This window comes from Vibrio sp. V09_P4A23P171, from assembly GCF_963875615.1.
GTDB lineage: Bacteria > Pseudomonadota > Gammaproteobacteria > Enterobacterales > Vibrionaceae > Vibrio > Vibrio anguillarum.
Genome location: NZ_CAWNMR010000022.1, coordinates 220,342 through 246,828 on the forward strand (window position 1 = coordinate 220,342; position 26,487 = coordinate 246,828).

The following is a 26,487-nucleotide window of genomic DNA, read 5'->3' on the forward strand; positions in this document are numbered from 1 at the left end:
TGAAATCAACCCAGTAAATTACTTAAAAAGACTTTTTAATAAGCCATCAACCGCTTTCTTGGTTTTCTCATCTTTTATCTCAACGCCGAGCTTTTCCAAGCCACGGTCAATCTCTTTTTCCGCTTTTTGTCTTAACACATCATCAAAAACCAATTTGAATTTAGGATCGCTCCATTGCCCTGAGATGTTGATAGGAATCGTGACGTCTCGCAACTCATCAATGTCTTTGCCACCTTGCCCCTCTAGCGTTCCCACCACAGAAGTGCTCACCAAGAAATCAACCGTTTGTTGCAGATAATTCGCTTTACCCTCACCACGAATACGCAACAGTGGTGATTGCATGGCGAGGTTATTGGTGGTGACTTCCCCTTTGTTCAATTTCAGCGTAGCGGTCATGGCGCTAAAATCGGTTTTCTTAACTGGGTCGTCATCAACTTTCTTACCTTTAATTTTGGCGTAATTGCTACGGATAAGGTGAGCAACGTTAATACCATTGACTGCACCATCGGCAAAGTTGATGTTCACGGTTCCGACAAGGTTTTGTTGAATGCCCGTTGGCGTCAAACTGCGCCCTTTTACGTCCACATCGATGTTACCCGTGCCTTGTAACATCTCATTATTGAGTACATCTTTTAATAGCGGCAGTACCTGTACTCCCTTAACGCTTTTTTTAGCGCTATAAGTGGCAGGTACGTTGGTTGCATCCAGTTGAGCGGTCGCCTGAATCGTACCTTGGTAAAGGTTGGCACTGAATGAGGTTAAATTCACAATTCCACGATCGACGCTAAAATTGGTTTGCACATTCTGTAATCGAGCATTATTAGCTTTGAACTTGTCTATGGTGACCTTGCCTTGCACATCCAACGTTTTTAATGCACTGAGATCCGGTTCCACTTCAGCGCTCACCGTAGCAGACGCTGCTGACGTTGAGCCTGACGATGCCTTACTTTCACTCACGGCACTGCTTGCCGTTGCTGGATTCGCAAGCCCTAAAAATTCATCCAAATCGATATTTGGGCTATGCATATTGAAGCGGATTTTAGGGATCTCAGCCAACGTCACTTTGACATCACCATCAAATTCTAATGCATTTGCGGTTAATTTACTGAGTAAGACATCCAGTTGGTTTTTAGAGAGATCAAAACGAATGTTCGAAGTTAAACCGATCTGCATTGGGCTTTGTGGCAAACTGGTTCCTTCTAGATTGGTATCCAGCACCAGCGTATCAATCTTCACCAAGCTCATGGCTTTATCGAGAGTCAGTTGCGCACTCCCCTTCGCATCAAGTTTTAAATCCGCTACCTTTCCTTTCACGCTGAATGACAGCGCATTCTTCTTATCAAACTCGAACGTGGCTAATTCAATCTTCGCAGAATCAATCTGGTTTGATGGGTCACTAAAGCTCGCATCAAGCACAACGTTCTTCACCGCATAATCCTTGAAACCAGCGGCTAATTTGAATTCAGCTCGCCCTTCTGCGACAAAGTTTTGTTGGTTATTTTTACCTTTGGCGGCAAAAGTTGCTGACGTCCATTTGTCCACCGCAAACTCTGAAAGATTTACCGCCACGTCATACAGCTTGGTATGTGTACCGGCTTTACGGTCTTGTATTTCCAGTAATGCGTTTTCGACGCTAACGCCCGCTAAGTTAATCGTCCACTCTTGAACAGGGTTGCTCGCATTGACGCTGCTTGTCTCTTCTTGTGCTGGTTTTGTTTCGTTTACGGCGGAAGAGGCGGCTGGTTGAGGCGCGGCTTGAGTTAAGCTATCTAAGTTTGAACGGCCATCTTTAAGGGTTTCAAGATGGAACTCAGCCCCATTTAGGCGGATGTTGCCAATTTCCAGTTGCTTATCCAGCAATGGCATCACCGAAATTTCAATACCAACTTGATCGACTTTAAACAGGTTTGGAGCGCTGAAACCTTGTGGATTTCTGAGTTCAGTTTTGCCCAGCTCAAAGCCAAGCGAAGGGAAGAAACGCCAACTGATATCTCCTTCAATGACTAAGTCCAACCCCGTTTTCTGTTTGGCTTGTTCTACAATCAAGGGCTTAAATTGGTTAGGATTGACCAACAGGACAAGTGCGAGCGCGGCAGCGATTAACGCACCGATAATAATGGCAATGAAAAGAAACAGTTTTTTCATCAGCTTTTTCCTTGCTTAATTAGAAAAAGAAAGTGGCACCTAAAGTGCCACTTGTCTGCTTAAAAATAAAGACCACAAAAGTTAAGATTTCAACAATTTCGCGATGTGGGCTTTTAATACATCAATGGCGATACGGTTTTTACCGCCACGAGGAACGATAATGTCCGCGTACTGTTTTGACGGTTCGATAAACTGCATAAACATAGGGCGAACCGTTTTTTGGTATTGCTTCAATACCGAATCCATGGTGCGGCCACGCTCTTCTACATCACGCTTCACTCGGCGTAATAAACAGATATCAAGCGGAGTGTCCATAAATACGGTCGCATGCATTAAGTCACGTAAACGTGGGTCTGTCAGCAGTAAAATACCTTCTAAAATAATCACTTTCTTGGGTGTTAATAGCGTTGTATTCGCGGTGCGAGTATGCTCAGTGTAGCTGTACTCTGGCACTTCAACCGCTTCGCCACGGGTTAATTGTTCTAAATGTTGGCAAAGTAGATCATGGTCAAGTGCATTCGGGTGGTCGTAGTTTGTCTTAACGCGCTCTTCCATACTGAGATGGCTTTGGTCGTTGTAATAGCAATCTTCCGTAATCACACCAATTTGGTGGTCGCCTACTTTGGCACGAAGTTCGTTATAAATCGTGCTTGCAATCAGGCTTTTTCCAGAAGCTGAAGCGCCAGCAATACCTACGATGACGCATTGATTATTCTCAGACATTATTTTTGCACCCGGTGATGGTTTGGTGATGAAAATAGATAAACTGCCCGATTATAGGGACTTCAACCACCTGATACCAGTCTCGATTTAGACTTTGGAAGAGGTTTGAATAACAAACTACCAAGCAAACGTTTTCGTCGTATTTCAGAAGAGATCACCACAGTGCTACTTTCACAGCACTGTGGACCAGCACTAGTCTACCAATGTAAAACTGATTGCATCTGGCTTAGGCTTTCCTTGCCAATATAGGCTTGAACAGACTCGTTCCGCCAGTTGAAGATAACGCTGTGTATGCTCACTTTCTGGTTGAGCAACCACGGTAGGACGACCTTGGTCGATGTCTTCACGCAGGGCAATGTGCAGAGGAATTTGTGCAAGCAGCGCCAACCCATATTCACTGGCCAGTTTCTGCGCGCCACCGACACCAAAGATATGCTCTTTCTCTCCACAATGACTGCAGATGTGATAGCTCATATTTTCAATAAGCCCGATAACCGGAACGTCGACTTTTTCGAACATGGCCGCCCCTTTGCGCGCATCCGCTAGTGCCAGATCTTGCGGAGTGGTGACGATCACCGCGCCCGTTACCGGAATTTGTTGTGACAAGGTGAGTTGAATATCACCTGTCCCCGGTGGCATGTCGATGACCAGATAATCCACATCTGGCCACTCGGTTTCATTGAGCAATTGCGCCAGTGCTTTCGATGCCATCGGCCCGCGCCAAATCGCCGCTTCAGATTTATCAACCAGATAGCCAATCGAATGACTGAAAATGCCAAATGCCTCAACTGGCTGCATCCACTTATTATCACGCACATCTGGCTTTGCTTCTTGCTTGCCAAGCATCATCGGTACTGAAGGGCCATAAATATCCGCATCCAACAAGCCAACTTTCGCCCCAGATTGAGCAATGGCTAGAGCAAGATTGACGGCGGTGGTTGATTTGCCAACGCCCCCTTTGGCTGAAGTCACCGCAATAATATTTTTAACACCATTAACACTATGAGCGACCGTCGTCGCTAGCGCTTTCGGCGCAATGATTATCTCAACACTGAATGGAGCAAGCGCATCGGTTTGCTGCTTGGAGACGACCCATTCGGAAAGCTCATTCAGCAGATTTTTAGCGGCAAATGGAATATGAACCGTCAAACGTCCCGCTGTTGTAACCGAAACCCAATGCGGTTGGTTTGCCCACCCCGCAATAAGATGAGGGTGTTCAAATTGGTTTAACCAATCGCAAAAATCTTGTTTAGATGTGAACGGCTGCATAGCTTCTCCTTTTTGCTCATGCTATCACTCTCTATTGTCAGACTGAACCCCAAAAAAGTTGCGGGATTCCTTAGGCTCACGCCTTGGAGTCGCTCGCTGCATAAGGTAGTATTGGTCTCTATTTTTCATACCTATCAAAAAAGCGAATATTAAGTATGGCGACTGACCCAAGAAACGTTTCTTCAAGGAAACTGCTGGTAACTTGTGCCCTTCCGTACGCTAACGGTTCGATCCACCTTGGTCATATGCTTGAGCATATCCAAGCTGACATTTGGGTTCGTTACCAACGCCTACGCGGCAACACTGTAAACTTCATCTGTGCAGACGATGCTCACGGCACGCCAATTATGCTTAAAGCACAACAGATGGGTATTACACCTGAAGAGATGATCGCCGCAGTAAGTGAAGAGCACCAAAAAGATTTTGCAGGTTTTGATATCAGCTTTGACAATTATCACAGCACTCACAGCGAAGAGAACCGCGAGCTGGCTTCTCACATTTATCTTGAGCTGAAAAAAAATGGCTTCATTTCAAGCCGCACCATTTCTCAGCTGTTTGACCCAGAAAAAGAGATGTTCTTGCCTGATCGCTTCGTGAAAGGCACTTGCCCAAAATGTAAGTCAGAAGATCAATACGGTGATAACTGCGATGCGTGTGGCGAAACCTATAGCCCAACAGAGCTTATCAACCCGAAATCGGCCGTTTCTGGCGCGACGCCAGTAATGAAGGATTCCGAGCATTTCTTCTTTGACCTTCCTCAATTTGAAAGCATGCTCAAAGAGTGGACTCGCTCTGGCTCGCTACAAACAGAAACCGCCAATAAAATGCAAGAGTGGTTCGAAGGCGGCCTGCAACAGTGGGATATTTCACGTGATGCGCCATACTTTGGCTTTGAAATCCCCGGCGAAAAGAACAAATTCTTCTACGTGTGGTTAGACGCGCCTATCGGCTACATGGGTTCATTTAAAAACCTATGTAACAAACGCGATGACTTAGACTTTGACGAATACTGGAATAAAGACAGTAAAACCGAACTGTACCATTTCATCGGTAAAGATATTGTTTACTTCCACAGCCTATTCTGGCCAGCGATGCTTGATGGCAGTGGTTTCCGTAAGCCTAATAACGTCTTCGTGCACGGTTATGTCACAGTCAATGGCGCGAAGATGTCGAAGTCTAAAGGAACGTTTGTCAAAGCAAGCACTTACTTAAACCACCTAGACCCAGAATGCTTACGCTACTACTACGCCGCAAAACTCAATAGCCGCATCGACGATCTTGATTTGAACCTTGAGGATTTCACCCAACGAGTGAACGCCGATGTGGTCAATAAAATCGTCAACCTTGCATCGCGTAATGCAGGCTTCATCACCAAACGTTTTGAAAATCAGTTGTCTGCAACCTTTGCCGAACCAGAGCTGTACGCAGAATTTGCCGCAGCAGCGGATCGCATTGCTGATCTTTACGAAAGTCGTGAATTTAACCGTGCCATTCGTGAAATCACCGCATTGGCGGACAAAGCGAACCAATACGTGGATGAAAAAGCGCCTTGGGTTGTGGCTAAACAAGAAGGTCAAGAGCAAGAGCTACAAGACATTTGCTCAGTGGGTATCAACCTATTCCGCGTGTTAATGACTTACTTAAAACCTGTAATGCCAGCACTAGCGGCGCGCACCGAAGCATTCTTAAACCAAGAACTCACTTGGGAAGGCGTACAAACACCATTAACAAGCCATACGCTCACGCCATTCAAAGCGCTGTTTAATCGCATTGATCCGAAACACGTTGAAGCGATGATTGAAGCGTCTAAAGAAGAAGCGGCAGCAGAAAAAGCTGCGATTGAGAGCGCGCAACCAACCACAGTTGAAACTGAGCTAAGTAAAGACCCTATTGCAGCTGAAATCGAATTTGATGATTTTGCTAAAGTGGACTTACGCGTTGCTAAGATCATCGCTTGCGAAGCGGTGCCAAAAGCGGACAAATTGCTTAAATTCCAATTAGATATTGGTGGCGAAACTCGCCAAGTGTTTTCAGGTATTAAAGCCGCTTATTCACCCGAAGAGTTAGTAGGCAAGTACACTGTCATGGTAGCGAACCTCAAACCGCGTAAAATGAAGTTTGGTATGTCAGAAGGCATGATCTTAGCCGCAGGCCCTGGTGGCAGCGAGCTATGGATTCTTGAGCCACATGAAGGTGCTCAAGCTGGCATGCGCATCCTGTAATACATCAATCTTCACGATAGCATCCCCAACACACTCTGTGTTGGGGATTTTTTATCACCATACTGCTCAAAATCGATCCAGCTCACACTTTTAGTTCAAAATGCACCAATAAGATGCATCACTTCAACGCAAAAATACATAAGTAATTGAATTTAAACAAATAAAAAACTGGCATTAACCCTGCTAACTCTAGATTGGTATAACATTAACAAGGAGTTGGTTATGTTTGTTTTTATCTCAATGCTTATCTCTATCGGTATATTGTGGCTGATGTTTTATCTGGCAAAACAGCGTGAATCCACATTACAACGTAAATATCAACTGCTGATCGACCTTCGCCAGCTACTGTTTTTATGCCGTCAGCACCGTAACATTACCCATCAGACACTAGCCTCTGGTCAAAGACGCGACACTGAGTTGAATGAATTGCAAGATACGCTATACGAAAAAAGTAATCACTTAATTGCTATCGCACACTTTGACAACAAACCAATGTACCGTGTGCTGCAAATTAAGCTTAAAGCACTCATGAAGGAGTGGCCAGAGCGCTCTGTGGCTCGTAACCAAATGATGCATGGTAAAATAATTCGTCACTGTATGTTCTTAATGGATGAGGTGATACTGGCTTGGTTGGTGGAATCCAACCGCGAAGATCTCAGCGATGAATACCATATTAATTGGCAACAGGTCATTGATGCGATGGACGCGCTAACTCAGTTACGCATCAGCATTGATGAAATGGATACTCAAGATGGCCGCATACGCTTGCAGCATTATAGTGAGGTTGTCAGGCGTAGGATGAATCAACTCGCCTTAATCAGCCCTTTAACGGTAGCTTCGCCAAGCTGCTCAGCCACGCTACATAGCCTGAGCGAACTGCATGATCATCCTGCCTTTCAAATAGAAGCTGGCGCGATGTACCAAATCACTTCGGATATTTCACTCAGCATCTCTCACGTTTACGACCAGATGCTCAGCGACTTAACCGAGAGCTTGTACATTCCGTTGCCTAAATTGGCGATTGCTTAGTGAGTAATTGTTTAGCTGGTGACTGTTTGACTGGTGATTATTTAGAAAGTAAAAAGGCCACTTTATTCAAAAGTGGCCTAATCACTCACCGTGTACATAGATACATCAGTGTAAATTCAGAACTCAATTACAGCATTTTACGCGCCGCTTCGACAACCACTTTGATTGAACGAGCCTCGGTCTCTTTGAGTGTCGCGTGATCTGGGATCTCTTTTTGAGTACGGTTGATGATCACACCCGCCACACAACCTGCTTTCAAACCTGAGCTCGCACACATGGTTAGCAAAGTGGCGGATTCCATCTCAAAGTTCAATACGCCCATGTCTTGCCACTCTTTCATCGAGCCTTGGAAACGACGCACAACACGACCAGTGAAAGTGTCATAACGCTCTTGGCCTGGGTAGAAAGTATCACTTGATGCGGTAACGCCCATGTGCACGGTTGCACCACTTTCAACTACAGCCGCTTTCATTGCAGTGGCGACATCGAAATCAGCCACAGCAGGGAATTCCATTGGCGCAAAGTGCAAACTTGCACCGTCAAGGCGAACCGAACCTGTGCTGACAATCATATCACCCACATTGACATGAGGTTGGATTGCACCAGTAGTACCTACGCGTAAGAAAGTACGCACGCCAAGTTGAGCAAGCTCTTCAACCGCAATAGACGTAGAAGGACCACCGATACCAGTAGAACAAACAACGACTGGCTTACCGTCTAACTCTGCGCGGTACACAGTGTATTCACGGTGGCTAGCAAGAAAGACTGGATTTTCCATCTCTTCAGCGATTTTTTGTACGCGAGCTGGATCCCCAGGGATAATGGCCAAAGTAGCACCATTCAGATCGGCTTCGGTAACACCTAGATGGAAAACGGCTTGAGACATAAGTGACTCCTTATTGCGGCTTGTTCAGCTCATAGATATACATCGGGTATGCAGCTACTCTAGCGGACCACGCGCCAACAAAGAGTGATCAAATTCACAATGAATGACGCAATGTAACGAACACATTCTCATAAAAACGGTTTGCATCACAAAAAACAGCAAGATTGATGAAATAACACCCACCCCTAAAAGATGATTTCCAACACTGCATAACAAAATACAAGCGCAATATCGACGCATTTCACACTATTACCACAATAGGGTGCAAACCCAACAGGCATGAGAGATAACGACCCGCCATGCCTTGCTGAGCTTTTTGGTTTTTAGTTTTTAGTTTTTAGTTTTTAGTTTTTAGTCTCGGACTATTTTTTAAATTTCAATAGACGCAACGCATTGAGCGTCACTAACGCGGTAGCTCCACTATCGGCCAGCACCGCTACCCATAAGCCCGTAATACCGAGTAAACTCGTGACTAAAAAGATACTTTTTAAGCCTAGCGCTAGCGTGACATTCTGGCGAATATTGGCGAGGGTTGCTTGTGATAGCTCGATCATGGTGGCGAGCTCGACCAATCGATTATGAGTAATTGCCGCATCGGCCGTTTCCAACGCAACATCGGTACCCCCCCCCATCGCAATACCAATGCTGGCTGCTTTCATTGCTGGTGCATCATTAATGCCATCCCCGACCATCGCCACTTGTTTTTGTTGCGCCAACTGTTGAATGTATTCCACTTTATCTTGCGGTAATAAACTGGCTTTGAAATCTATCCCTAATTGAGCACTCATCGTCGCAGCGCTTCTAGGGTTATCGCCAGTGAGCATAATAGTGTCGATCCCCAAACGGCGCAGTGCTTCAATGGCGGCTTTGGCATCTTCACGCAAGGTATCTTGCCATGCGATTAAACCGACAATGTTCTCTTGCTCAAAAACCACCACCACTGTTTTGCCTTGCATCTCTAGCGCTTCCACTTGCGCGCTAAATGCATCAGAAAACGGAACATTCGCTTTGCTTGGCGCTAATACGCGCAGTGATTTCCCCTCCACAACCCCCGAAACCCCACTGCCAACTAACGCTCGCTTCTCTATCGCTTCTGGAATGGGCAAAGCCATCGCTTGCACTTTTTTCACTAAAGAGGTTGCCAGAGGATGGCTCGAGCCCATTTCAACCGCTGCGACATAGCGCAACAATTGCTCTTCATCCCAGCCATTGAGCGCAACCACATCCGTAACTTCCGGTTTACCTTTGGTCAAAGTACCCGTTTTATCAAAAGCAATACTCTCTATTTTTCCAAGCTGTTCGAGCGCCGCGCCCCCTTTGATCAGTGCACCACGACGCGCCGCTGCGGCAAGGCCAGAAGTAATGGCCGCCGGAGTTGAGATAACCAACGCACATGGACAAGCAATCAGCAGTAAGGCTAAGCCACGGTAAACCCATGTTTCCCATGGCTGCGCAAACAGTGTCGGCGGTATCACAACCACGGCTAATGAAACCAACATCATTAATGGGGTATACCAGCGACTAAATTTATCAAGAAAACGTTCTAACGGCGCTTTGCGAGATTCCGCTTCTTCAATCAGATGCAAAATGCGGTCAATCGCGTTTTCACCCTGTTTGGACGTGATGGTGAAACGCACCACCTGATCCGCGACCACTGCACCCGCCATGATACTGTCACCTTGATAGCGTTCGACAGGCAGTGATTCGCCCGTTAACGCGCTCTCATCAAAGCTGGCCGACACTTCGTGCAATTGACCATCCGCAGGTAGCCGAGAGCCGGGAGAAACTTCCACTACATCCCCCGGTTTTAGCTCATGCGCTGCCACTGTGATGCGTTCTCCTGCCACAATTTTTGTTGCCGTTTCAGGCACCAGTGCCATTAGAGCTTGCACGCCGCTACGCGCTTTAGAAGCGGCAAAAGCTTCTAGCCGCTCTCCGATGAGGAAGAGTAATAGCACCATCGCCGCTTCAACCGTTTCACCAAGATAGAGCGCTCCGAGCGCCGCAACGCTCATTAAGGTTTCAATCGCAAAGGGTGTGCCTGAGCGTGCCAGTTGAATCGCTTTTTTACCGATAGGATACAAACCGGCAAGGCAGGTCAAAATGAACATCCCATCGCTGATTTGAGCGAAATAAGGCTGCACAATAGCGGCGAGTACCATGGCGCCAGCAATGGAGAGGATCTGAGCGTTCTGTTTTATGACCGACTTCCAGTCACTATGAATGGGGGCAGAAACTGGATTAGTTGCATCAATGCGGTGAGCCGTAAAACCTGCGTTACGAACCGCTTGCTCTATTTCAAGAGCTGCCTCTTCGGTATTAAACTTGACCACCAATTTTTCAGTGGCAAACAGCACTTTGGCGTCGATCACATTACCCACTTTTTTAAGCGCCGTTTCAACCTTACGTGCGCAAGATGGGCAATCCATCCCTTCAATTTTCCAGCTTTGGTTAAACTGTGTTTCAACTGGCGTGAGCTGCGCGGGTTCATCATCAGGATCATTGCTGGCACACTCTCGTGACCCGCAACACCCCTCTTCATTTGAATCAACGCCCGCAGCCCTAATCGCGGTAATTTTCAGGCTAGAGCATGACACCGCCTGCGGGTTTGCCATGCTATTTTTTGTAGTACTGCAAGCTTCATGTTTTGTGCACATAGGATTCTCCTTCTCTGATGCACAAAGCTTAAACCTTAGAGTCAACTCCAAGGTCAAGCGCATTTTTATCAAACCTGCACTTAACGCACATTCACCTTGATTAGATGGAAAAGAGGTGCACTGCACCTCTAGAATTTTATTTATTACTGCTGATATACCCAAACAACTTGGAGTTGCAGGTAGGCGGCAAGTGAGTGAGTCCCCATGAGCATAGGCAAACTATGTGATTGGGGTGAACGAACGTAGCCAACACCGCTGCAGCTTCAAGTAGGAAGGGTATAGTTTGCTATGTTGGTTTTTTAAAACAATGCGTTAAGTTTTTCCCTAATGCTCTCAGTACATCTCTGCGCGTAATAATGCCAACCAATTTACCTTGATCGATCACGGGATAAACTTTCGGTTTTCCTACTTTCATCATGTCAGCAAGCTCAATAATAGAAGTGTCTGATGAAACGGACAGCACTTCAGGGTGCATGCAGTCACGGACTAAATGGGTGTCTTCACAGAAATAACTCACCTTCACCAATTTATCGAGCAAATCCTGCTCTGATAGAAAGCCAATCACTTGTTCTTGGTCGTTAATAACAGGACCACCAAGATGCTCCGAACGCATCACTTTTTCTAAAGCCGCAGTCATTGGCATGTCCGGTTTGAAGGTGATGGCTTGTAATGTCATATAGTCTTTAACTATTAGCGATTGCATATCTGTCTCCTTGGTTGCAACGGTATGCTGCCTTAAGTTAAGTGTTGACTAATTTCACCGTTTTGCTAAATGGAAAAAATCGATTTTGCTCATCGGCACAAACTATCGATATTACAAATAGTTAATTTTTATCAAGGGTAAATGGCAAAATCTTTTATCAAAACGTCTCATTTTTGAATCAAACAACACGTTAAGAACACGATGTCTCGCAAGATTTTACAGTTAATATCATTTATATCTTAAACATTGACCGTTGTATTAATAAGGACTGGGCATGGTGAATTCGCCACTGTTTTCCGAGATTATAGAAAACCCAGCACTGATGCGCAGCTTGTTGGAGTCATTACCCGAACCCACTTTTCTGATTAACCGCGATGGCGTATATGTGGAGGCCTTAGGAGGCACGGATCGCAGCCGACACCACGACCCAAGGGTTCTCATTGGTCTCAATCTATACCAGGTATTACCCGAAAAAAAAGCCGCTTGGTTTCATCAAATTATCCAAGAAGTCATTGATAACGGACAAATGCGAGAGTTTGAATACGATCTCGACCTAAGGGTAATTGCTCAATTTAAAGGCAGCTCTGGCCCTATCGATATTCAGTTTTTTAACGCATTGGTCATCCCGCTGAAAAATACTGAGTACGTGCTATGGATTGTGAGAAATATTACCGCTTATAAGCGCACGTTAGAGCGGCTTTCTATACACCAACTTGAGTTAGAAAAACTGACCAATGTGGATCATTTAACTCAGGTCTATAACCGTTATGCGATGGACTCATTGCTGCCCAAAGCGTTAGATAAGATCAAACGTGAGCAAAGTAGTGCTGCAATTTTCATGATCGACTTAGATTGCTTCAAAGAATATAACGACCACTATGGCCATGTGAATGGCGATACTGTGCTGCGCAAGATAGCGAGCACTCTGCAGCATTGGAAACGTAAAGATGACCTCTGCTTTCGCTATGGAGGAGATGAATTTCTACTATTTATTGCGGATATTGATATTAAACAGTGCGAGCAAAAAGCATTACAACTACTTAGTGAAGTGAGAGAGCTGCAAATCCCTCACCGCTATTCTCGTGTCTCATTGTATGTATCGATTACTATCGGCATCCAATATTGCGAACACATACCGACTGGCATGACGCCAGAACAGTTTGTATCAACGGCCGATAAAGCGCTGTTTCACGCGAAGAATCAACAGCGCGGAACTATTCATATACTACACAAGGCTTAGTCGATGGTGTGATGACTAGCCCAACGTTGCGCGGCTTGGGCATCTGAATCTCGAGACTCCACCCAGCGTGTTTGTTCGGTGGTGCGCTCTTTCTTCCAAAACGGTGCTTTGGCTTTAAGGTAATCCATAACGAATTCGCACGCCTCAAAAGCCGCACCACGATGTGAGCTCGAAACACCTACAAACACGATTTGATCGCCAATATCTAAATCACCGATTCGGTGGATCACACGGATTTTTTGCACCGGCCAACGTGCCTGCGCCTGATCACAAATATCACTCAAAGCTTTTTCTGTCATTCCCGGATAGTGCTCAAGCGTTAAGCCAATAACATTATCACCTAAATTCATATCACGAACTTTGCCAATAAAGGTAACCACAGCGCCAGCGGAAGTACCTTGCGACAAATCACGGTATTCTGCGTCTACCGAGAAATCTGATATTTGAACGGAAATACGGCTATCCATCACTAGCCTCCGGTTACTGGAGGAAAAAAAGCCACTTCATCACCATCACTTAACGGGTAATCAAAGGCAACGATGGTTTGATTGACTGCCACCAGCAGTTTTCCCGGTTGCAAGGCTAAATCCCATTTCCCAGGCTGCGAGGCTAAGTGGCTACGCAGAGCTTCAACCGTAGCAAACTGTGCCTTGAGTTGAATGCTGTCTTGGCCGATCAACTCACGAGTTTGAGCAAAAAAGAGGACATTAATCATGCGTGACCTTTTGTTGTGGCTGAGCGCTAAAGTAACCCGATTTCCCGCCGCTTTTTTCAAGTAAGCGCACTTGTTCAATCACGATATCTTTTTGTACTGCTTTACACATATCGTAAATGGTTAACGCCGCCACCGATGCCGCGGTTAAGGCTTCCATTTCAACCCCTGTTTTACCGGTTAATTTACACAATGATTCAATTCGAACTTTGCTTTGTGCTTCGATGGCTTCAAGCTGCACTTCTACTTTAGTAAGCAGCAATGGGTGGCACAGTGGGATTAAATCCCACGTTTTCTTCGCCGCTTGAATGCCCGCAATTCTTGCGGTGGCAAACACATCACCTTTGTGGTGTTGCCCAGAAAGGATCAGTTGCAGCGTTTGTGGTGACATCTTCACAAAGGCTTCCGCACGTGCTTCACGTACGGTTTCAGCCTTGGCAGAGACATCGACCATATTGGCTTCGCCTGAGGCATTAATATGAGTAAATTCGCTCATTGAAACCCCGTTAAACCGAAAGATGTGGCATAAAGTTGCATGGGCGATGGCTGGCATCTAACTGCTGTTTGATGATTTTCGTCCAACCGGTTTTGCACGCTCCTGTTGAACCTGGCATGGCAAAAATAACCGTATGGTTGGCAAAACCTGCAATGGCGCGAGACTGAATGGTTGAAGTGCCAATTTCATCGTAAGAGACCAATCGGAACAGCTCGCCAAAACCTTCAACTTCTTTATCAAACAAGGGCTTTAATGCCTCTGGTGTGCTGTCGCGTGAGGTAAAACCCGTTCCACCCGTGATCAGCACGGCTTGCACGTTTTCATCCGCGATCCACTGAGAAACAATCGCGCGAATTTTATACTGATCATCAATAACAATCTGCTTATCGGCCAGAATGTGTCCCGCTTGTTGAAGTTGCTCAGCTAAGTAACCGCCTGAAGTATCGTTTTCTTCAGTACGAGTATCGGAAACCGTCAGTACGGCAATATGTGCTGGTTGAAATGCGCTTTCTGCGTGACCCATGTGTTCACCTACTGTTCAAATGTGTACCAACATCACCCGCTAAACAATAGCCAGTGACAAAAAGAATTTAGCCGCCAATGGAGGCGAGATTAGGCGTCATACCCGTATTGCCATCTTGTAAAAAATGGCTGACCGACTTGGTCTGTAATTGCGCTTGAATGCGCTCAATTAAGGCTTGCTGTTGATTATCTTGGGCGAGCAGATCGCGTAATTCAACGCCTTGCTCACCGAAAAGGCACAGGTGTAACTTCCCCTTTGCCGAAACACGTAAGCGGTTGCAGCTATGGCAAAAGTTTTTCTCATACGGCATGATAAGACCGATTTCACCTTGGTAATCGGCATGAACAAATACTTGCGCTGGCCCATCATTGTGAGCTCGGGTTTTCAGCACCCAACCATTGGCAATCAGTTGATTACGAATGGCAACACCTGAAATATGGTGACGCTCAAACAGCGAGTCCATTTCACCAGTTTGCATTAGTTCAATAAAACGAAGTTGAATAGGGCGATGTTTAATCCAATCTAAAAAAGCAGGTAACTGCTGATGATTAAGGTCTTTTAGCAGCACAACGTTGACTTTAACTTGCTGGTAACCGACTTCAAAAGCGCGATCAATCCCCGCCATCACTTGCGTAAATTTGTTTTCACCCGTGATTTGGTGGAACATTCTTGGATCAAGACTATCGACACTGACATTGATATGCGTTAACCCGGCCGATTGCCAACCTTCTACTTGTTTGGCCATACGGTAACCGTTGGTGGTGGTCGCCACTTTCTCTATACCAGCGGTATTCGCCACACAAGCAATAATGTCGTTAAAGTCTTTACGCAAAGTCGGCTCCCCCCCTGTGATGCGTACTTTCGACGTACCACAGTCGGCAAAGGCTCGCACGACGCGTTGTATTTCAGGAAGGGTTAAAAAAGACGAGTTTTTCTGCCCCGAAGGTTGATAACCATCAGGCAGGCAATATGTGCATTTAAAGTTACAGACATCTGTAACAGATAAACGTAAATAATAAAATTTACGTTGGAATCTATCTTCGAACTGTTGCGCCACGGAACACCTTTCCAAATACGGGAGGCATAATCATTTCCAATTATGCCCTTGTGGTATTAGACCACTGGCTTAACCACCCTATCTCACAAAAATGAGACTTAGCCAGTTAAGCTCGGAGCTATGGCAGCCGTTGAGGTAGTATAATTAACTATCTCTACAGCAGCTGATAAGTAAAATACTTAATATTAGTAAGTGATTCTACCCTTATCGTAAAAAAAAAGAGTCCATTACCCAATTTACCTCCTAATGAGTATGGGTTGTGAACAAGCTGATTTAAATTGTAGTTAATTATTAAAAAATAAGAAGAACAGATGACTCTATACACTTCAAAGAAAGTCGTCGCCATTGGCGGAGGACATGGGCTTGGACGCATGCTAGCGGCGTTAAAAGATTTTGGCTCCAATGCGACAGGGATTGTAACCACCACAGATAACGGCGGTTCCACTGGGCGCATTCGCCACTGCCAAGGTGGCATTGCATGGGGCGATACACGTAACTGTATCAACCAGTTGATCACTGAGCCTTCCATCAGTTCGATGATGTTTGAATATCGCTTTAAAGGTGCGGGAGAACTCAATGGTCATAACCTCGGTAATTTGATGCTGACTGCATTAGATAACCTATCTGTGCGCCCTTTAGACGCGATCAACTTGATCCGCAACATGCTCAAAGTCGATGTTAATATTTTACCTATGTCAGAGCATCCTTCTGATCTTAGTGCACTTTCTATGGATGGTCACTGGGTCACGGGTGAAACGAACGTGGACGAGATGACGGAAGATTTAAGGCGCTTAGATTTATCACCTGAAGTGCCAGCAACCAAAGAAGCCATACTCGCCATCAGTGCAGCAGACTGCATCATCCTTGGCCCGGGAAGCTTTCTCACCAGTGTGATGCCACCACTACTGCTGCCCGAAATTGGCAATGCCATTGAGCAAAACGTAAAAGCAAAGCTGATTTTTGTTGAGAACTTGTCTCCCGAGCAAGGACCTGCTGGTCGCATGTCGCTACGGCAGAAATTGGAATGGTGTGAGCGCGCCTGCCACGCGCGAAAAATCGATGTGGTGATCGGCGATACACCACATCCGGAGCTGGCTGAACACTGGCATTGTGTCACTACAGAGCTAGCATCATCCAATCGTGACTGGCGGCACGACCGAATTAAACTTCAAAAAGCAATTGAGAATCAACTCACAAGCTAATCCATCAAGTGGCAGTTAATCCACCAAGTGGCAGTAGCAACGATGCGTCTCTTCGATAAGAGCGCGCATCGCCGCCACTTCTTCAGCCTCATCAAAAATGCAGTTTGCCTTTCCTTTGCTATCGATATCCACCGCTTTAGCGCACAGTTTATCCGCACCAAAGCTGGCGGCACTGCTTTTTAGAGCATGGCTGATGTCTTTTAAATATTCGATTTTATCCGGCAGATTTTGATCAGCTAGCTTCTGTGTATAGGCGCTCAGCTCGCTGAGAAAAATATCGAGCAATATTGGTACATTCTCTTCTCCAATTTCTTGGGCCAAATGCGCAATTTTGTTTTTATTGATCAGTTCCATATCTCTATGAGTTCTCTCTACTGTTCCACGCTTGAAGCTTGCGGTAGATCGTTGAAGGGCTAACGTCTAAATAACTGGCTGCTTTAGGAATATTACCATCACACGCTTCTATCGCTTGTTCGATGGCTTGTTTTTCCGTCATCCATAAAGGAAAAATATCGTGCACGGTTATATTTTCCTTGCGCGTATCCGTCGTTAGGTTTGCTAATCGGATCTTGTTATCCACGACTTGATTTAGCGGTGGGGGTAACATGCTCAGTTCGATCTCGTTGCCGTGGTTCAATACCACCACATTCCGCAACACGTTTTGCAGTTGACGCACATTACCCGGCCATTCATAGCGCGTAAAACGCTCCACAACCTCTGGCGCTAAGCGGACAAAACCTTTGCCTTCTTCTTTAGACATAAAGCCGAGCAAAGAGTAAGCAATTTCAATAACGTCATCGCCTCGCTCGCGTAGCGGTGGTAAATGCAATGGGATCACATAAAGACGATAGTACAAATCTTCACGAAAACGACCCTCTTGTACCTCTTTCCATGGATCGCGGTTGGTAGCGCAGACAAAACGAACATCAACACTTTTCATCTTCGATGAGCCCACTTTCTGGAATGTGCCCGTTTGGATAAAGCGCAACAGCTTGGTCTGCAAATCCAAATCCATTTCACACAGTTCATCCAAAAACAGTGTGCCGCCATCAGCCAACTCGGCTGCGCCTTGGCGATCGGTCGCTGCGCCAGTAAATGCGCCTTTCACGTGGCCAAAGAGTTCACTCTCGATTAAGTCTTTAGGAATGGCGGCGCAGTTAATCGCAATGAAGGGTTTATCGCCACGTTTACTGGCCGCATGAATCGCTTCTGCGCACACCTCTTTACCCGTACCACTTTCGCCAGTAATAAAAATACTGGCTTTACTGGAGGCCGCTGAGTCAATGGTTCGATAGACTGATTGCATGGTTTGACTGCTGCCGATAAAACCTTGGTAGTTCTGATTACCCGGGTTACCAGCCTCATTTTTTAGTTTACTAGCTTTACGTATGGCGTTGTTAACCGTGACGCGCAAGCGGTCTGCTTCACAAGGTTTGATCAAGAAATCTTGGGCACCGTGACGCATCGCTTCCACTGCGGTATCGATCGAACCATGAGCGGTCATGAATATCACTGGCACATTGGGGTAGTGACTTTTCACAGCATGTAAAACGTCCATGCCCGTCATATCGGGTAATCGAAGATCCAGCAATATGAGGTCCGGCTCTCGGTGAGCTAAACTCTCTATCGCATCACGACCTGTACCAACAATATTGATATCGATTTCAAGGGGGGTGAGGTATGAACGATACAGCGCCGCAACGGAAGCCGTATCTTCCACCATCAAAAGATATTTAGCCTTTTGTAGAGAAAAGTCAGGTTGCATATTCTAGCCATTATTATTTTGCACTTTGCCTTAACTATTGCATTAAGGTTCGCATTTTGCAAAATAAAATGACAAAAAGGCACTAATTCGTTAGTTAATAGCCCTTTTTGCATAAAATTAATTGGCACGATATGTGCTCTATTCAATATGACCCTTAGGGGTCACCTAGCCAACTGACGTTGTTAGTGAATAAAGTGTTCACAAATAACAGCCAATAGACCTTTTTCTATTGGCTATTTTTTTAACTGTTGGTAATGAACTGCTGACGCAGTTTTTCAATTTGGTCACGCTTTTCGGCAGCCAATTCAAATTCTAGGTTTTGTGCGTGTTTGTACATTAACCCTTCTAGTTTGGCGATCTCTTTTTCCAGTTGTAGCGGCGTGAATATTTCATAAGTTTGCGAGCTTTCTGCCACCTTCGACAAAGGTACTTGTTTGCTCATCCTCTGCTGCTTGGACTTAGTAATATCACCTAACTCCATAATGTCTTTGACATTACGTTTCAGCGCCTGAGGTGTTATCCCTTGTTCTTCATTGTGTGCTTGCTGCTTTTCACGGCGACGATCGGTCTCATCCATCGCTTTTTTCATTGAGTTAGTAATGCGGTCAGCATAGAGAATCGCTTTGCCTTCAATGTTACGTGCCGCACGGCCAATGGTCTGAATTAATGAACGTTCTGAACGTAGAAAGCCTTCTTTATCCGCATCAAGAATTGCGACGAGAGAGACTTCAGGCATATCCAAACCTTCACGCAGTAAGTTAATACCCACTAACACATCAAATTCGCCTAGGCGAAGGTCGCGAATAATCTCAACCCTCTCAACAGTATCAATATCTGAGTGCAGATATCTGACCTTAACCCCATGTTCATGAAGATACTCAGTTAAGTCTTCAGCCATGCGTTTAGTCAATGTCGTGATCAGCACACGTTCATCTTTCGCTGAGCGAATGCGGATCTCTGACAACACATCATCCACTTGTGTTGCGACTGGTCGTACTTCCAGCACGGGGTCCAGTAATCCGGTTGGGCGCACCACTTGATCCACAATTTGTCCGGCTGATTTTTCTAGCTCATAGTTGCCCGGGGTAGCAGAAACAAAGATCGTCTGCGGCGCAAGTGATTCGAACTCTTCAAACTTTAATGGACGGTTATCTAAAGCGGAAGGCAACCGAAAACCAAACTCCACTAACGTTTCTTTGCGTGAACGATCGCCTTTGAACATCGCGCCAATTTGCGGCACGGTTACGTGTGATTCGTCGATAATCAATAAACCGTCATGCGGTAGATAGTCAAACAGTGTCGGAGGCGGCTCTCCCTCTTTTCGTCCACTAAGATAACGTGAATAGTTTTCAATACCTGAACAAAAACCGAGCTCATTCATCATTTCAATATCAAATTGAGTACGCTGCGATATGCGCTGCTCTTCGAGTAGTTTATTGTTTTCCAACAGGTAGGCTTGCCGGGTTCGCAGCTCCTCTTTGATGTGCTCTATCGCATCGACAATGCGCTCTCTTGGCGTAACGTAGTGCGTTTTAGGATAGATGGTATAGCGAGGAAGATCTCGCTGAATCATTGCGCCCGTCAATGGGTCAAACAAACTGATACAATCTACCTCATCATCAAACATTTCAACACGCACGGCCGCATAATCCGATTCCGCGGGAAAGATATCGATCACCTCTCCACGAACTCTAAATTGACCACGTTCAAACGCCATATCGTTACGTGTGTATTGGAGTTCGGCTAAACGGCGGATAATGTCGCGCTGATCCATCACATCACCACGGCGAACATGCAACATCATTTTCAGATAAGAATCAGGATCACCCAAACCGTAGATCGCCGATACAGAAGCCACAATAATCGCATCTTTACGCTCAAGCAGCGCTTTAGTCGCGGAGAGTCGCATTTGTTCTATGTGTGAGTTAATCGAGGAATCTTTTTCTATAAATGTGTCCGTGGTCGGCACATACGCCTCTGGCTGATAGTAGTCGTAATAAGAGACGAAATACTCAACCGCATTATTGGGGAAAAATGACTTCATCTCACCATACAGCTGGGCTGCGAGCGTTTTATTCGGTGCCAACAAGATAACCGGACGCTGCGCCTTGGCGATCACATTAGCCAAGGTGAATGTTTTCCCTGAACCCGTCACACCCAATAAGGTTTGATGAGCAAGACCTGCATCTAGCCCATCAAACAATTGCTTGATCGCCGTAGGTTGATCGCCTGACGGTTGATAACCCGATACCAATTCAAACGTTTTGCTCATAATGCCGTTGTCCTCTATAACTGAATAGGCATTCTCGCTGTTAGCCATGTTTTGTTGCAAGTAATTGTTCAAAATAGTTGCGTCGTAAATCACCCCTGTTTTGAAAAAATGCTAGTTTCTTCTCCATACGTTTGCTACCATCTTCGGCCTGATTCGTAAAAAACTACTCCTAACTTTCAAAAATAATCCACTTGTTTTCCCCAAAATTTCAAAATGACTCCCTTTTTCTCATCGCCATTCATTTTCATTTCTTATTGATAATTTCAGTTGATAAATCAAAAAATAAAATAAAAAACATAGTGTTATATAAAAAATAAACTCAACAAATGAGTAGAGTAATAACTCAACATTCATTGATGAAACGAATTGCTCAGGATTCGTCAACACACTTATCCACAATTTTGGTGGATAACTAAACCTAGCCTAATGCCGATAAGGGGTACAGAAAAGTAAAGTATTTTCAGGGAAATATTTTTACTTTTTCTTCGGCTGGAAAGGTTGACACTGCCCCCCCCCACTCGCTACCATTCGCACCGCTCAAAGCAATTCCCCCTTAGTTCAGTCGGTAGAACGGCGGACTGTTAATCCGTATGTCGCAAGTTCAAGTCTTGCAGGGGGAGCCAAACTCCAGAAGAAAGACGTCCTAGGACGTCTTTTTTTGTATCTAAACCTAGCTATTTCAAGGGATTGCATTCTCTTAACGTCTTTTCCTGACTCGTACTAGCTTAGAAGTTTAGGTACACAAATAGGTACATTGTCCGTATGTTCCAATTTACGGTGTACCAATCATGGCAAGAACAACTAAATCTTTAACAGATAAACAAATCTCAAACGCTAAACCACAAGATAAAGAGTATACGCTCTTTGATGGTAACGGCCTTCGTCTACGTGTAAAACCAAACGGTACAAAGACATGGCTATTCAACTATACACGTCCACACAACGATAAACGCGCTAACATGACGTTTGGCAGTTACCCTAACCTTTCCCTAACAAATGCACGAAAGAAGGCTCTAGGCGCTATAGAAACGCTACAAGCTGGTATTGATCCTCAAGTCAAACTCAAGAACCAACAAACGATAGAGCAACAGCGCTTACTATCCACATTAGCTGAAGTCACAAACAGTTGGTTAACAGTAAAGAGCGCCACCATCAGTGAAAAGACTCTTATGAATCTTAAAAGAGCTTTAAATCTTCATCTGCTACCGAAGCTTGGCAACACTCCTATCACTGAGCTTACGGCACCTTTAGTGATAAATACCCTTCAGCCACTTCAGGCTAAAGGACACTTAGAAACACTGAAAAGGATCTGCCAACGTGTGAACGAAATTATGAGTTTTGCTCAGAATAAGGGACTTATTGAGTACAACCCTTTAGCCAAAATCAGTTCTGCGTTCTTGAAACCTACCGTCACCAATATGAAATCAATCAGTGCCGACGAACTTCCTGAGTTAATGAGAACCCTAGGACGGGCCAGTATCATGTATACCACTCGATGTATGATTGAATGGCAACTGCATACCATGACTCGACCTATTGAGACAGCGCAAGCTCGTTGGGATGAAATTGATTGGGATGAAAATCTATGGGTTATTCCAGCAGATAGAATGAAAAAAAGAAGGGATCACTTAGTGCCTCTAACTCCGCAGACTTTAAATCTGTTGAATGAGATGAAAAAAATAAATGGTGGAAGCGAATACATATTCGCTTCCTATAAAGACCCTATGAGGCCGAGTAACAGCCAAACGGCTAACATTGCCCTTAAACGTATGGGCTTTAAAGATCGTTTGGTGTCTCATGGTTTACGTGCTCTAGCTAGTACAACGCTAAATGAAACCAAACTCTTCCATAATGACGTTATTGAGCTTGCTCTCGCTCACGTAGATAGAAATCAAGTTCGAGGTATTTACAATCGGGCGTTGTATCTTAATCAACGTAGAGAAATGCTACGCTGGTGGAGTAACTATATCGAGGAGGCATCGAAAGGGAACTTTTCCATTTGTGCAACTAGCTAGTCAATAACATTCATCGTGCATTAGGCTGCCAACATCGCTGACAGCCTAATTTGTATAGGTATCAGAATTATAAAAATATTAACTATTTATGAATTAACTATTTGTGAATGTACTTCTCTTTCTCTGTCATACTCCAAACTCAAAAAAGTAGGCAGAGATACCTATTTCTTAGGTCAGATTGGCGTGTTTCGCTAGCTCCATCCGTCTCATATTTGATCACTAGCTTTCTAAGCTGCCTATACGGCAGTGAACGCTTTAAGTCGATTTAAAAACAAGCACCTTATTTTCTAAGCTGCCTATACGGCAGTGAACGAAAGAGTCAGGCCAATGGTGGTCAATCAAGTTTTCTAAGCTGCCTATACGGCAGTGAACTGCTGAGCATGGGTGTTGATTTCGTGATGAACGTTTCTAAGCTGCCTATACGGCAGTGAACAGAAATCGCATTCGCGTATGGCCGTAACGACATTTCTAAGCTGCCTATACGGCAGTGAACGTGGACACGCCACAACGTCAAGTGTTCATTGATTTCTAAGCTGCCTATACGGCAGTGAACCATCCTCGGTATTATCTTTAATATCTTCGCCTTTTCTAAGCTGCCTATACGGCAGTGAACAACCGCGTTCTCTATCCATGATGAGCATGTTTTTTCTAAGCTGCCTATACGGCAGTGAACGTTGTTCATCAATGTGCTCCACTCCCAGTGATTTTCTAAGCTGCCTATACGGCAGTGAACCAATTATTTGCGCTTGATGGACTAGAAATCGATTTCTAAGCTGCCTATACGGCAGTGAACAAGATTTTGATATTAAGAAGAACTCGCGTGAATTTCTAAGCTGCCTATACGGCAGTGAACAACTCGTACTACTGTCTCTGATGCTGCATCTATTTCTAAGCTGCCTATACGGCAGTGAACCGCTTGTGGCTTCGATGTCTAAAGCGGCTGGCTTTCTAAGCTGCCTATACGGCAGTGAACCGATGAAGCGTAAGACCAGGATTAATCAGACTTTTCTAAGCTGCCTATACGGCAGTGAACCGTACTAAACGAGCCGGTACTTACTACTTGTGTTTCTAAGCTGCCTATACGGCAGTGAACAGTCCGGTCGTTGCTGGAGCGGGTACGGTGTCTTTCTAAGCTGCCTATACGGCAGTGAACGTAGGGTTGTAGGGAGCAATGATCGTGTTTGCTTTCTAAGCTGCCTATACGGCAGTGAACTACTCGAAGTACTCCTGTTTGTTTTGTTCATGTTTCTAAGCTGCCTATACGGCAGTGAACGGTTTTTCAAAATCACAAGGTTTCACTCGATATTTCTAAGCTGCCTATACGGCAGTGAACGCGTCAGCAGACTAAAAGCGCAGTCGGGTACTTTTCTAAGCTGCCTATACGGCAGTGAACAAGCGGCTTGGTAGGATGAGGATGTTTTTTATTTTCTAAGCTGCCTATACGGCAGTGAACCCAAGCGCCGCAGCAACTCGCGGTGCGGGTATTTTCTAAGCTGCCTATACGGCAGTGAACGAAGAGGGGGGAGATACCGAAGACGACATGATTTTCTAAGCTGCCTATACGGCAGTGAACCCGTGGCGGACGGTAACTATGATTTTAATGTATTTCTAAGCTGCCTATACGGCAGTGAACTGTCCACGACTCAGTTAACATTGAACGTAACCTTTCTAAGCTGCCTATACGGCAGTGAACACATATCGATCGACCCCTCTGGTGCGGTAACCTTTCTAAGCTGCCTATACGGCAGTGAACTTCGACTGTCCCGCTATTGAATGCGTAATTATTTTCTAAGCTGCCTATACGGCAGTGAACAATTGCTGCCCCGTCACGTTCCTATTCGCCTCTTTCTAAGCTGCCTATACGGCAGTGAACGACGCGAACACCCGGCGTGAATACGTGATGCTTTTCTAAGCTGCCTATACGGCAGTGAACTATTTCGGTGGGGTAAACTCTTCCATGTTGTTTTTCTAAGCTGCCTATACGGCGGTGAACGATGCGCTCAACGGGGCCGCCATGGGCGTTAATTTCTAAGCTGCCTATACGGCAGTGAACATGACTTCATCCGCGCCCATTGCGGCATTCATTTTCTAAGCTGCCTATACGGCAGTGAACAGCGCGACACAATACCACCTCTCTTTTGTGGCTTTCTAAGCTGCCTATACGGCAGTGAACTGATTGAGAGTAGTCAGCTATTGACGAGTGAATTTCTAAGCTGCCTATACGGCAGTGAACATCAAATCGACTATAATCACGCTAATTCTGTATTTCTAAGCTGCCTATACGGCAGTGAACAAACCCTGCAAGAACGCCGCGCAAGTCGGATTTTTCTAAGCTGCCTATACGGCAGTGAACTGTTTATATCGCTGAACTAGAGGCGATGTAATTTTCTAAGCTGCCTATACGGCAGTGAACACCAAGGAGTAAGCCCCTCAATGGTCGCGCTGTTTCTAAGCTGCCTATACGGCAGTGAACACGTCAGCGTAAACCTTGGTGTATTTCGGTGGTTTCTAAGCTGCCTATACGGCAGTGAACGTGCTTCGCACTAATGCGGCTACGGCTATTCCTTTCTAAGCTGCCTATACGGCAGTGAACACGGCCAAGCCAAGCCCATTGAACGTGCATTTTTTCTAAGCTGCCTATACGGCAGTGAACGCGAACTTCATTGGTAGCTTTCCGGGTGCAGCTTTCTAAGCTGCCTATACGGCAGTGAACCATCATCCCAATGATGGGAATAAACCTGCACTTTTCTAAGCTGCCTATACGGCAGTGAACAATAGAATAAACCAATAAAAATAAGCTGCAACAGGCTGTTAGGATAAAAATCATCTTTTTACCTTGTTAAAACCCACCTATTGCAACTATTTGTATTTAAAGCACATTTTTAAAGAGCAAAAATAAAGGGTAAAAACTACCCTTTTTCGTTCATTTTAAAAATGCGGTACGGTAGCCAACATTGACTGCCCATTCGCTTTGCTACTCAAACCATAGCAATCAAAGCTCCCATCTTGTGATGTGCTTTGCTGCTGCATCTCAATAAACAGCGGGAACTTGCTGTTTTTATCTGGTGAGCGCTGCTTGGTTTGCTGGCTATGCAAGTAAATAAACGGTAAAGAGCACAATGCTGTCGGCTTGCTTTGTTGCAAATCCGCTAGACATTCCACCAGCGGTTTACCAGATTTTGCGGCCCATAGTTCGGCTTTTTGCTGCATATCCCGCTCTATTCGTTCGGGCGATTTCACCTGCTTGCGTGCAAAGCTGACGTAAGTTACATCACTTGGTACAGGTTTGATCCCTTTGATGTGCACATAGTCTTCTAGCCGAGTTAGCCAGCGGTGGATAGCCAACTTTTCCAATGTCGCCTGCTCTTTTGCAAAGAGACGCAACTTACTGCCAAGCGGAAACTTCGCTTGGCGATAATCAGGAAAACCGACCGCAACCAGAGATTGGTTGCTCGCCACTTTGTGCTCCACCAAAGCAATGTGCACTTGTTGAAAGACGTTTTGCCAAAGAAAACCCAAGGCAATGTCGGCATCTGGCAATAGAGTGATCTCTTGGTAGTAGTTCATCACT

At 45.3% G+C, this 26,487-nt stretch carries 20 protein-coding genes, 1 tRNA gene, 1 CRISPR repeat array and 1 riboswitch; of the genes, 6 read left to right on the plus strand and 15 right to left on the minus strand.

Annotated features, from left to right (window positions below):
* Positions 1-18 precede the first annotated feature (18 nt).
* The 3 genes from AACT23_RS08865 to apbC all read right to left on the minus strand — a co-directional run bounded on the left by AACT23_RS08865 (position 19) and on the right by apbC (position 4,137).
* The gene (locus AACT23_RS08865; protein WP_094129548.1) at positions 19-2,145 is read right to left on the minus strand and encodes an AsmA family protein; all 2,127 of its coding nucleotides are present in this window, start codon (positions 2,143-2,145) and stop codon (positions 19-21) included.
* Between the two features lie 81 nt (positions 2,146-2,226).
* The gene (gene udk, locus AACT23_RS08870) at positions 2,227-2,868 is read right to left on the minus strand and encodes a uridine kinase (RefSeq protein WP_010320672.1); all 642 of its coding nucleotides are present in this window, start codon (positions 2,866-2,868) and stop codon (positions 2,227-2,229) included.
* A gap of 192 nt (positions 2,869-3,060) precedes the next feature.
* A complete protein-coding gene (gene apbC, locus AACT23_RS08875) occupies positions 3,061-4,137 on the minus strand; it encodes an iron-sulfur cluster carrier protein ApbC (protein ID WP_017048342.1) in 1,077 nt (358 codons plus the stop codon).
* A 155-nt stretch (positions 4,138-4,292) separates the two neighbouring features.
* Here apbC and metG point away from each other — a divergent pair, with 155 nt between their 5' ends.
* Together metG and AACT23_RS08885 are read left to right on the plus strand one after the other, a co-directional pair.
* Entirely contained in the window at positions 4,293-6,359 is a 2,067-nt protein-coding gene (metG, locus tag AACT23_RS08880; protein ID WP_013857253.1) for a methionine--tRNA ligase, read from the plus strand.
* A 216-nt stretch (positions 6,360-6,575) separates the two neighbouring features.
* Positions 6,576-7,388, plus strand: a complete 813-nt coding sequence (locus AACT23_RS08885; RefSeq protein WP_094129551.1) for a hypothetical protein — start codon at positions 6,576-6,578, stop codon at positions 7,386-7,388.
* Positions 7,389-7,515: 127 nt separating this feature from the next.
* Here the strand turns inward: AACT23_RS08885 and udp are convergent, their stop codons facing one another.
* The 3 genes from udp to AACT23_RS08900 all read right to left on the minus strand — a co-directional run bounded on the left by udp (position 7,516) and on the right by AACT23_RS08900 (position 11,634).
* The gene (gene udp, locus AACT23_RS08890) at positions 7,516-8,274 is read right to left on the minus strand and encodes a uridine phosphorylase (RefSeq protein WP_010320675.1); all 759 of its coding nucleotides are present in this window, start codon (positions 8,272-8,274) and stop codon (positions 7,516-7,518) included.
* A 362-nt stretch (positions 8,275-8,636) separates the two neighbouring features.
* Positions 8,637-10,931, minus strand: coding sequence for a zinc/cadmium/mercury/lead-transporting ATPase (locus AACT23_RS08895; RefSeq protein ID WP_141195563.1), 2,295 nt, complete (start codon positions 10,929-10,931; stop codon positions 8,637-8,639).
* A 286-nt stretch (positions 10,932-11,217) separates the two neighbouring features.
* Positions 11,218-11,634 carry a CBS domain-containing protein gene (locus AACT23_RS08900; protein WP_013857256.1) on the minus strand — a complete coding sequence of 139 codons (417 nt, stop codon included), beginning with the start codon at positions 11,632-11,634 and terminating at the stop codon, positions 11,218-11,220.
* Between the two features lie 274 nt (positions 11,635-11,908).
* On the opposite strand from AACT23_RS08900, the gene AACT23_RS08905 reads away from it, so the two are divergent.
* Positions 11,909-12,874: a sensor domain-containing diguanylate cyclase gene (locus tag AACT23_RS08905; protein ID WP_013857257.1), complete on the plus strand. Its 966-nt coding sequence runs from the start codon at positions 11,909-11,911 to the stop codon at positions 12,872-12,874.
* Here the strand turns inward: AACT23_RS08905 and moaE are convergent.
* The 5 genes from moaE to moaA form a co-directional block, all read right to left on the minus strand.
* Positions 12,871-13,341, minus strand: a complete 471-nt coding sequence (gene moaE, locus AACT23_RS08910) for a molybdopterin synthase catalytic subunit MoaE (RefSeq protein ID WP_176428682.1) — start codon at positions 13,339-13,341, stop codon at positions 12,871-12,873. The two genes, AACT23_RS08905 and moaE, sit on opposite strands and share 4 nt — an antisense overlap.
* Before the next feature lie 2 nt (positions 13,342-13,343).
* The gene (moaD, locus tag AACT23_RS08915) at positions 13,344-13,589 is read right to left on the minus strand and encodes a molybdopterin synthase sulfur carrier subunit (RefSeq protein WP_010320680.1); all 246 of its coding nucleotides are present in this window, start codon (positions 13,587-13,589) and stop codon (positions 13,344-13,346) included.
* On the minus strand, positions 13,582-14,082 hold the full coding sequence (gene moaC, locus AACT23_RS08920) for a cyclic pyranopterin monophosphate synthase MoaC (RefSeq protein WP_010320681.1): 501 nt from the start codon (positions 14,080-14,082) through the stop codon (positions 13,582-13,584). The genes moaD and moaC overlap by 8 nt, the downstream gene beginning before the upstream one ends.
* 10 nt (positions 14,083-14,092) lie before the next feature.
* A complete protein-coding gene (moaB, locus tag AACT23_RS08925) occupies positions 14,093-14,605 on the minus strand; it encodes a molybdenum cofactor biosynthesis protein B (RefSeq protein WP_010320682.1) in 513 nt (170 codons plus the stop codon).
* A 67-nt stretch (positions 14,606-14,672) separates the two neighbouring features.
* Complete coding sequence (gene moaA / locus AACT23_RS08930; protein WP_026028246.1) at positions 14,673-15,662, minus strand: GTP 3',8-cyclase MoaA; 990 nt, start codon at positions 15,660-15,662, stop codon at positions 14,673-14,675.
* Positions 15,651-15,794: riboswitch (molybdenum cofactor riboswitch) on the minus strand. Its footprint overlaps the gene before it by 12 nt.
* Before the next feature lie 179 nt (positions 15,795-15,973).
* Here moaA and AACT23_RS08935 point away from each other — a divergent pair.
* Positions 15,974-16,864 carry a YvcK family protein gene (locus AACT23_RS08935; protein WP_088721081.1) on the plus strand — a complete coding sequence of 297 codons (891 nt, stop codon included), beginning with the start codon at positions 15,974-15,976 and terminating at the stop codon, positions 16,862-16,864.
* Positions 16,865-16,879: 15 nt separating this feature from the next.
* On the opposite strand, the gene luxU is transcribed toward AACT23_RS08935, so the two are convergent.
* From luxU to uvrB, 3 genes are all read right to left on the minus strand, one after another.
* Entirely contained in the window at positions 16,880-17,218 is a 339-nt protein-coding gene (gene luxU, locus AACT23_RS08940) for a quorum-sensing phosphorelay protein LuxU (protein WP_088721080.1), read from the minus strand.
* Positions 17,219-17,222: 4 nt separating this feature from the next.
* Positions 17,223-18,629, minus strand: a complete 1,407-nt coding sequence (gene luxO / locus AACT23_RS08945; RefSeq protein WP_026028245.1) for a quorum-sensing sigma-54 dependent transcriptional regulator LuxO — start codon at positions 18,627-18,629, stop codon at positions 17,223-17,225.
* A 241-nt stretch (positions 18,630-18,870) separates the two neighbouring features.
* The gene (gene uvrB / locus AACT23_RS08950) at positions 18,871-20,901 is read right to left on the minus strand and encodes an excinuclease ABC subunit UvrB (protein WP_029189720.1); all 2,031 of its coding nucleotides are present in this window, start codon (positions 20,899-20,901) and stop codon (positions 18,871-18,873) included.
* A gap of 547 nt (positions 20,902-21,448) precedes the next feature.
* Here uvrB and AACT23_RS08955 point away from each other — a divergent pair.
* Positions 21,449-21,524: transfer RNA gene (locus AACT23_RS08955), tRNA-Asn, on the plus strand.
* A gap of 165 nt (positions 21,525-21,689) precedes the next feature.
* Complete coding sequence (locus AACT23_RS08960; RefSeq protein WP_094129560.1) at positions 21,690-22,916, plus strand: integrase domain-containing protein; 1,227 nt, start codon at positions 21,690-21,692, stop codon at positions 22,914-22,916.
* Positions 22,917-23,140: 224 nt separating this feature from the next.
* Positions 23,141-25,689: direct repeats of the CRISPR family, unit length 28 nt; unit sequence TTTCTAAGCTGCCTATACGGCAGTGAAC.
* 155 nt (positions 25,690-25,844) lie between these two features.
* Here AACT23_RS08960 and cas6f read toward each other — a convergent pair.
* Complete coding sequence (gene cas6f / locus AACT23_RS08965; RefSeq protein ID WP_094129563.1) at positions 25,845-26,483, minus strand: type I-F CRISPR-associated endoribonuclease Cas6/Csy4; 639 nt, start codon at positions 26,481-26,483, stop codon at positions 25,845-25,847.
* Between the last annotated feature and the right edge of the window lie 4 nt (positions 26,484-26,487).

Bases quoted from the DNA above. Each gene is read 5' to 3' on its own strand.
- AACT23_RS08865 (WP_094129548.1), bottom strand. From the start codon at position 2,145: ATGAAAAAACTGTTTCTTTTCATTGCCATTATTATCGGTGCGTTAATC.
- udk (WP_010320672.1), bottom strand. From the start codon at position 2,868: ATGTCTGAGAATAATCAATGCGTCATCGTAGGTATTGCTGGCGCTTCA.
- apbC (WP_017048342.1), bottom strand. From the start codon at position 4,137: ATGCAGCCGTTCACATCTAAACAAGATTTTTGCGATTGGTTAAACCAA.
- metG (WP_013857253.1), top strand. From the start codon at position 4,293: ATGGCGACTGACCCAAGAAACGTTTCTTCAAGGAAACTGCTGGTAACT.
- udp (WP_010320675.1), bottom strand. From the start codon at position 8,274: ATGTCTCAAGCCGTTTTCCATCTAGGTGTTACCGAAGCCGATCTGAAT.
- AACT23_RS08895 (WP_141195563.1), bottom strand. From the start codon at position 10,931: ATGTGCACAAAACATGAAGCTTGCAGTACTACAAAAAATAGCATGGCA.
- AACT23_RS08900 (WP_013857256.1), bottom strand. From the start codon at position 11,634: ATGCAATCGCTAATAGTTAAAGACTATATGACATTACAAGCCATCACC.
- AACT23_RS08905 (WP_013857257.1), top strand. From the start codon at position 11,909: ATGGTGAATTCGCCACTGTTTTCCGAGATTATAGAAAACCCAGCACTG.
- moaE (WP_176428682.1), bottom strand. From the start codon at position 13,341: ATGGATAGCCGTATTTCCGTTCAAATATCAGATTTCTCGGTAGACGCA.
- moaD (WP_010320680.1), bottom strand. From the start codon at position 13,589: ATGATTAATGTCCTCTTTTTTGCTCAAACTCGTGAGTTGATCGGCCAA.
- moaC (WP_010320681.1), bottom strand. From the start codon at position 14,082: ATGAGCGAATTTACTCATATTAATGCCTCAGGCGAAGCCAATATGGTC.
- moaB (WP_010320682.1), bottom strand. From the start codon at position 14,605: ATGGGTCACGCAGAAAGCGCATTTCAACCAGCACATATTGCCGTACTG.
- AACT23_RS08935 (WP_088721081.1), top strand. From the start codon at position 15,974: ATGACTCTATACACTTCAAAGAAAGTCGTCGCCATTGGCGGAGGACAT.
- luxU (WP_088721080.1), bottom strand. From the start codon at position 17,218: ATGGAACTGATCAATAAAAACAAAATTGCGCATTTGGCCCAAGAAATT.
- luxO (WP_026028245.1), bottom strand. From the start codon at position 18,629: ATGCAACCTGACTTTTCTCTACAAAAGGCTAAATATCTTTTGATGGTG.
- uvrB (WP_029189720.1), bottom strand. From the start codon at position 20,901: ATGAGCAAAACGTTTGAATTGGTATCGGGTTATCAACCGTCAGGCGAT.
- AACT23_RS08960 (WP_094129560.1), top strand. From the start codon at position 21,690: ATGGCAAGAACAACTAAATCTTTAACAGATAAACAAATCTCAAACGCT.
- cas6f (WP_094129563.1), bottom strand. From the start codon at position 26,483: ATGAACTACTACCAAGAGATCACTCTATTGCCAGATGCCGACATTGCC.